Origin of the sequence: Kribbella turkmenica, assembly GCF_004348725.1 — a bacterium.
GTDB classification, from domain to species: Bacteria; Actinomycetota; Actinomycetes; order Propionibacteriales; family Kribbellaceae; genus Kribbella; species Kribbella turkmenica.
Window position 1 is genome coordinate 1 of the sequence record NZ_SMKR01000276.1, and the last position, 5,675, is coordinate 5,675.

General features: G+C 71.0%; 5 protein-coding genes and 1 pseudogene. 5 read left to right on the top strand and 1 reads right to left on the bottom strand.

Features of this window, described 5'->3' with window-relative positions; translation table 11 throughout:
- Positions 1-160: 160 nt before the first annotated feature.
- From E1218_RS34785 to E1218_RS34805, 5 genes are all read left to right on the top strand, one after another.
- On the top strand, positions 161-1,126 hold the full coding sequence (locus tag E1218_RS34785; protein WP_233712675.1) for a Dyp-type peroxidase: 966 nt from the start codon (positions 161-163) through the stop codon (positions 1,124-1,126).
- A gap of 114 nt (positions 1,127-1,240) precedes the next feature.
- On the top strand, positions 1,241-2,794 hold the full coding sequence (locus tag E1218_RS34790; protein WP_233712676.1) for an ATP-dependent DNA ligase: 1,554 nt from the start codon (positions 1,241-1,243) through the stop codon (positions 2,792-2,794).
- The gene (locus E1218_RS34795) at positions 2,787-3,470 is read left to right on the top strand and encodes a class I SAM-dependent methyltransferase (protein ID WP_132327290.1); all 684 of its coding nucleotides are present in this window, start codon (positions 2,787-2,789) and stop codon (positions 3,468-3,470) included. Before E1218_RS34790 ends, E1218_RS34795 begins: the two co-directional genes overlap by 8 nt.
- Before the next feature lie 88 nt (positions 3,471-3,558).
- Complete coding sequence (locus tag E1218_RS34800; protein ID WP_132327291.1) at positions 3,559-4,428, top strand: phosphotransferase; 870 nt, start codon at positions 3,559-3,561, stop codon at positions 4,426-4,428.
- Positions 4,429-4,461: 33 nt separating this feature from the next.
- On the top strand, positions 4,462-5,334 hold the full coding sequence (locus tag E1218_RS34805) for a helix-turn-helix domain-containing protein (protein WP_132327292.1): 873 nt from the start codon (positions 4,462-4,464) through the stop codon (positions 5,332-5,334).
- 56 nt (positions 5,335-5,390) lie between these two features.
- Here the strand turns inward: E1218_RS34805 and E1218_RS34810 are convergent.
- A pseudogene (locus E1218_RS34810) lies at positions 5,391-5,675 on the bottom strand (cbb3-type cytochrome c oxidase subunit I); the annotation flags it as partial.

Here is a 5,675-nt window from a genome sequence, read left to right on the forward strand (position 1 = left end):
GTTGTGGGGAGTTCGGCGGGACCCAGGGTGGTGGCGGGCCGCCGGGGGGTGCCTGGCTGCCTGGCCGGAGCGAATCCTCCGGGCGCGGTTCGCCGTGCTGCGGGTCCATGGTTGGACTCTAGAAGATCCGGACAAGTAGCTCTCGGAGGGAAGCGCAGTGGTGACAGATCCGACTCCCGGACCGACCGCGTCGACGCGAGCACTGCCGCAATCGGTGCTGATGCCGCTGACCGGATCCGCGATCTTCCTGGTGGTCGGGATCGAGCCCGGCGGCGAGCAGAAGGCGCGCGACCTGCTCGAGCGCGTCAGCGGCCTGACCCGCTCGGTCGGCTTCCGCGTCCCGGCCGGCAACCTGTCGTGCGTCACCAGCATCGGCTCCGACGCGTGGGACCGGCTCTTCAGCGGACCCAGGCCGGCCGAGCTGCACCCGTTCGTCGAACTGCGCGGCGCCACCCACCACGCGGTCTCAACCCCGGGCGACCTGCTGTTCCACATCCGTGCCGGCCACCTGGACCAGTGCTTCGAGCTCGCCGGCCAGATCATGAAGGTGCTCGACGGTGCCGCCACCGTGATCGACGAGGTCCACGGCTTCAAGTACTTCGAGATGCGCGACCTGCTCGGGTTCGTCGACGGGACCGAGAACCCGACCGGCTCCGAGGCCGAGGACGCCGTACTGGTCGGGGCCGAGGACCCGGAGTTCGCCGGCGGCAGCTACGTGATCGTGCAGAAGTACCTGCACGACCTGAAGGCGTGGAACGCGCTCACGGTCGAGCAGCAGGAGCACGCCATCGGCCGGACCAAGCTCGACGACATCGAGCTGGCCGACGACGTGAAGCCGGCGGACGCGCACATCGCGCTGACCGTGATCGAGGACGAGGACGGCAACGAGCTGCGGATCCTGCGGGACAACATGCCGTTCGGCACGATCGGGACGCAGGAGTTCGGCACCTACTTCATCGGGTACGCGAAGTCCCCGGCGGTGACCGAGCTGATGCTGCGGCGGATGTTCGTCGGCGAGCCCGAGGGCAACCACGACCGCATCCTCGACTTCTCCACCGCCGTCACCGGGGCCCTCTTCTTCACCCCGACGGCAGCGTTCCTCGACGACCTCCCGCCGGCTCCCTGACCCACCCTGAGGGTCAGGGAGCCGGGGGAAGGCCCACTTCCCGGATGGGACCGGTTGTCTTCTTCGATGCACGCCCGGCCGCGAAAGTTACCGGTGCCCGGAAGTGTCGGTGGGATGGGTGAGACTGGGGGCATGCTGCTCTCCGAGGTGGTCGAGACGTCGACCGGCCTGGCCGACACCCGCTCGCGGCTGAAGAAGGCCGAGCTGATCGCGGATCTGCTCGCCACCGCCACGGATCCGGAGGAGACCGAGGTCGTGGTCACCTACCTGTCCGGCGAGCTGCGCCAGCGCCGTACCGGGGTCGGCTGGCGGACCCTCACGAACGCGCCCGAGCCGGCCGGGACGCCGTCGCTGACCGTCGCGGAGGTCGATCGCGCGTTCGCAGCGCTCGCCGAGCTGGCCGGTCCGGGATCGCAGGCGCGCCGCCGGGAGGCGGTCGACGCGCTGTTCGCGCGGGCGACCGAGGCCGAGCAGCGGTTCCTGCGGTTGCTCGTCAGCGGTGAGCTGCGGCAGGGCGCGCTGGACGGCGTGATGGCCGACGCGGTGGCCCGGGCGACCGGGATCCCGCTGGAGCGGATCCGGGCCGCGACGATGCTGCGCGGAGCCGCTGCTCCGGTGGCGGTCGCCGTACTGACCGAGGGCGAGGCCGGGCTCGCGCGGTTCGGCCTCGAGGTCGGTCGCGGGGTGCAGCCGATGCTCGCGCAGTCCGCGACCAGCGTGGTCGAGGCGCTCGGCAAGACCGGGACTCCGGCCGCCCTCGAGTGGAAGCTGGACGGGATCCGCATCCAGGTGCACCGCAACGGCTCCGAGGTCGTCGTCTACACGCGGACGCTGGACGACATCACCTCCCGCGTGCCTGAGGTGGTGACCGCCGTGCTCGCGCTCGATGCGCAGCAGGTGGTGCTCGACGGTGAGCTGATCGCGTTGCGGCCGGACGGACGGCCGGAGCCGTTCCAGGTCACCGGCTCGCGGACGGCGACACGTGCGGCGACCGGGCCCGAGTCCGTGCCGCTGACGCCGTACTTCTTCGACATCCTGCACCAGGACGGGCAGGACCTGCTCGGCCTCGACGGCGCGACGCGGCACGAGTGGCTCAGCAAGCTGATCCCCGAGGAGCAGCGGATCCCGCGGCTCGTGACCGACGACCCCGAGTCCGGGCACGCGTTCTTCGCCGACGCGGTCAAGCGCGGGCACGAGGGCGTGATGGTGAAGTCGTTGACCGTGCCGTACGAAGCCGGCCGGCGCGGGTCGGGCTGGGTCAAAGTCAAGCAGACGCACACGCTGGACCTGCTGGTGCTGGCGGCGGAGTGGGGGCACGGCCGCCGGACCGGCTGGCTGTCGAACCTGCACCTCGGTGCCCGTGACGCGGAGAGCGGTAAGTTCGTCATGCTCGGCAAGACGTTCAAAGGGCTCACCGACGAGCTGCTCCGGTGGCAGACCGAGCGCTTCCAGGAGCTCGAGGTACGCCGCGACGACTACACCGTCTACCTCCGTCCGGAGATCGTGGTGGAGATCGCGTTCGACGGCGTCCAGACGTCGCCGCGGTACCCGGCCGGCATGGCGTTGCGGTTCGCCCGCGTCCTGCGCTACCGCGACGACAAGTCGCCCGATCAGGTCGATACGGTGCAGACCGTGCGAGCGATTCACGAAGGGATTGCGGATGAGTGAGCCGGCCGAGGATCCGGACGTGGTGTCCCGGCGGATCGCCCGCGAGTCGCTGGACCAGGACGATCCGACCGGCTGGTTCGAGCGCCTCTACTCGGCCGCTTTGGACGGCACCGCGGTGGTTCCGTGGGATCGCGGCGCGGCCCACCCGCTGCTGATGGAGTGGGCCGAGGAGTCGCAACCGGACGGGTCCGGCAAGTCCGCACTGATCGTCGGTGCCGGCACCGGCTGGGACGCTGAGCTGATCGCGGACCTCGGGTACGACACGACCGCCTTCGACATCTCCCCCTCGGCGGTCGAGGCCGCTCAACGGAATCACCCGGACTCGACGGTGCGGTACGTCACCGCCGATCTGTTCGCTCCGCCCGCCGAGTGGCAGCGCGCCTTCGACCTGGTGATCGAGATCTACACGGTCCAGGCCCTGCCGATCGAGCTGCAGCCGGCCGCGATCAAGCAGGTCGGCGAACAGGTCGGCCCGGGCGGCACCCTGGTCGTCATCGCGGCCGCCCGGCCGGACGACCGGCCGGACGACGCCGTCGAGGGCCCGCCCTGGCCGCTGACCCGGGCCACCATCGAGTCGTTCGCCACCCCCGACCTCCGCCTGATCCAGGTCATCCAGTCCCCCAGCCCGGCGGGCCCCACCATCCAGCGCTGGCGGGCGGAGTACCTCCGCACCTAGTCCCCCGACACCGGTTCAATCCGTTCGACACACACGGCTGCGGCGAGCAGACTGCGGACTTCGTGGATGCCTAGTCGACGGGAAGCGGATGAGTTCGCCTTGGGGCCGGGTGCAGCGGCTGGACGCGGCGCGGCTCGCCGATCAGGTGGCCGAGGAGGCCGGCGTCCGGCTGACCGTCGAGGGACCGTGCGCCGGTGGGGAGGTCGGAGCTGCCTTCGTGCGGTGGCCTGACGGTCGGCGGTCGGTGCTGAAATGGCGGCCGGGGACGCGGCTCGAGGACATGCTGGCGGGCCCGATCGCGGTGTCGGAGGCCGTGCGGGCCACGGGCGCACCGGTCCCGGAGACCCAGTTGGCGGTGCAGCTGGGATCCGCCGTCGCCACCGTGCAGGAACTGTTGCCCGGCGCCCCGATTGCGCGGCTCGACGGGCCCGCGCTGGATCAGGCGCTGGCGTTGAACGAGCTCCAGGCCGGGCTGCTCGTGGGCCGCCCGGACATTCCGCCGCTGGAGTTGTTCCTGCGGGCGGACGGACCCGGGTTCTGTCTGCACGGGCCGCTCCGCGCTCACGACCGCCGTACCGCTCGGCTCGACGACTGGATCACCGCGGTCGGTGCGCAGTACCCGGGACCGTTGGCCGGCGACGACGCGGTGCACATCGACTTCCATCCGGGCAACCTGCTCGCCGTCGACGGGAGGATCACCGGCGTCATCGACTGGGACGGCGCCGGCCGCGGCGATCGCCGGATGGACCTGGTCACGCTGCGCTTCGGCGTCCACGGACAGAGGGCCGGCGCCACTCTCGCCGGGCGGCTCGACGCCGTCCTCGACGAGTTCCCGGACGACGTCCTCCGGCCGCTCTGGGCGCACATGAGCCTGCGCATGGTGGACTGGGCGATCCGGCACTTCGCACCCGCGGACGTCGGGCACTGGACAGCTCTCGCGGAGTCTCGAACAGACTAGAACATATGTTCGATAGTGCTGTAGAGTAAACCCATGGCGGGGAACGGTGAGGTTGGGCCGACAGCGCTGCGGATGATGCTCGGCAGTCATCTGCGGCGGCTGCGTGAGCGAGCGGGGGTGAGCCGGTCGGACGCCGGGTGGGCGATCCGGGCCTCGGAGTCCAAGATCAGCCGGCTGGAGCTCGGCCGGGTCGGCTTCAAGGAACGCGACGTCCAGGACCTGCTCAGTCTGTACGGCGTCACCGAGGCGCGCGAGCGCGAGCGGCTGCTCGAGCTGGCCCGGGAGGCGAACAACCGCGGCTGGTGGCATCGGTACGGCGACGTCACGCCGGACTGGTTCGACGCGTACCTGGGCCTCGAGGCGGCCGCCGAGATGATCCGGACGTACGAGATCCAGTTCGTGCCCGGCCTGCTGCAGACCGCCGACTACGCCCGGGCGGTCGCGCGGCTGACGCCGGGGAGCGCCCGCTCCGAGGCCGAGGTCGAACGGGTCGTCGACCTCCGCACCCGTCGCCAGCGCGTGCTCGACCGCGAGCCGCCGCTGAAGCTCTGGGCCGTCGTCGAGGAGTCCGTGCTGCTCCGTCCGATCGGCGGACGGCAGGTGCTCCGGGACCAGCTCGATGCGCTCCGCGCCGCCGTCGAGCGGCCGAACGTCACTTTGCAGATCATCCCGGTCGACAGCCCGGGCCACGCCGCGGCCGGCGGTGCTTTCACCATCCTCCGCTTCCCCCAGCGCGACCTGCCCGACATCGTCTACCTGGAGCACCTCACCAGCGCGCTGTACCTCGACAAACGCGACGACGTCGACACCTACACCCAGGCCCTGAATCTCCTGGCCACCACCGGTCCGCCACCCCAGTCGGCGCACGACCACCTGACGACGCTCCTCAACCGGCTGTCCAGCTGAAGCTGAAGCTCCACCTCAGGCTCAGGGACAACCCCGCCTGTCGCGAGCGGCATGCGTCAGGTCTTCTGCGGTGGGTCAGGCGTTTCGTCGTCCGGTGCCGGTGACTGCGACTTGAGGTGCTCGACGCGGCCCTGATCCTCGCCGGCGTCGAGAAGGCTGTCGGCGGGTGCCCCGGTGTCCGCGTACTCCGCGAGGGCAATGTCGGGGTGGTGATGGTCGAACGCAGGGCTCTCGGACCGGATCCGCGGCAGCTGCTCGAAGTTGTGCCGCGGCGGCGGGCAACCGGTGGCCCACTCCAGTGAGCGGCCCCACCCCCACGGGTCGTCGACACCGACGAGTGG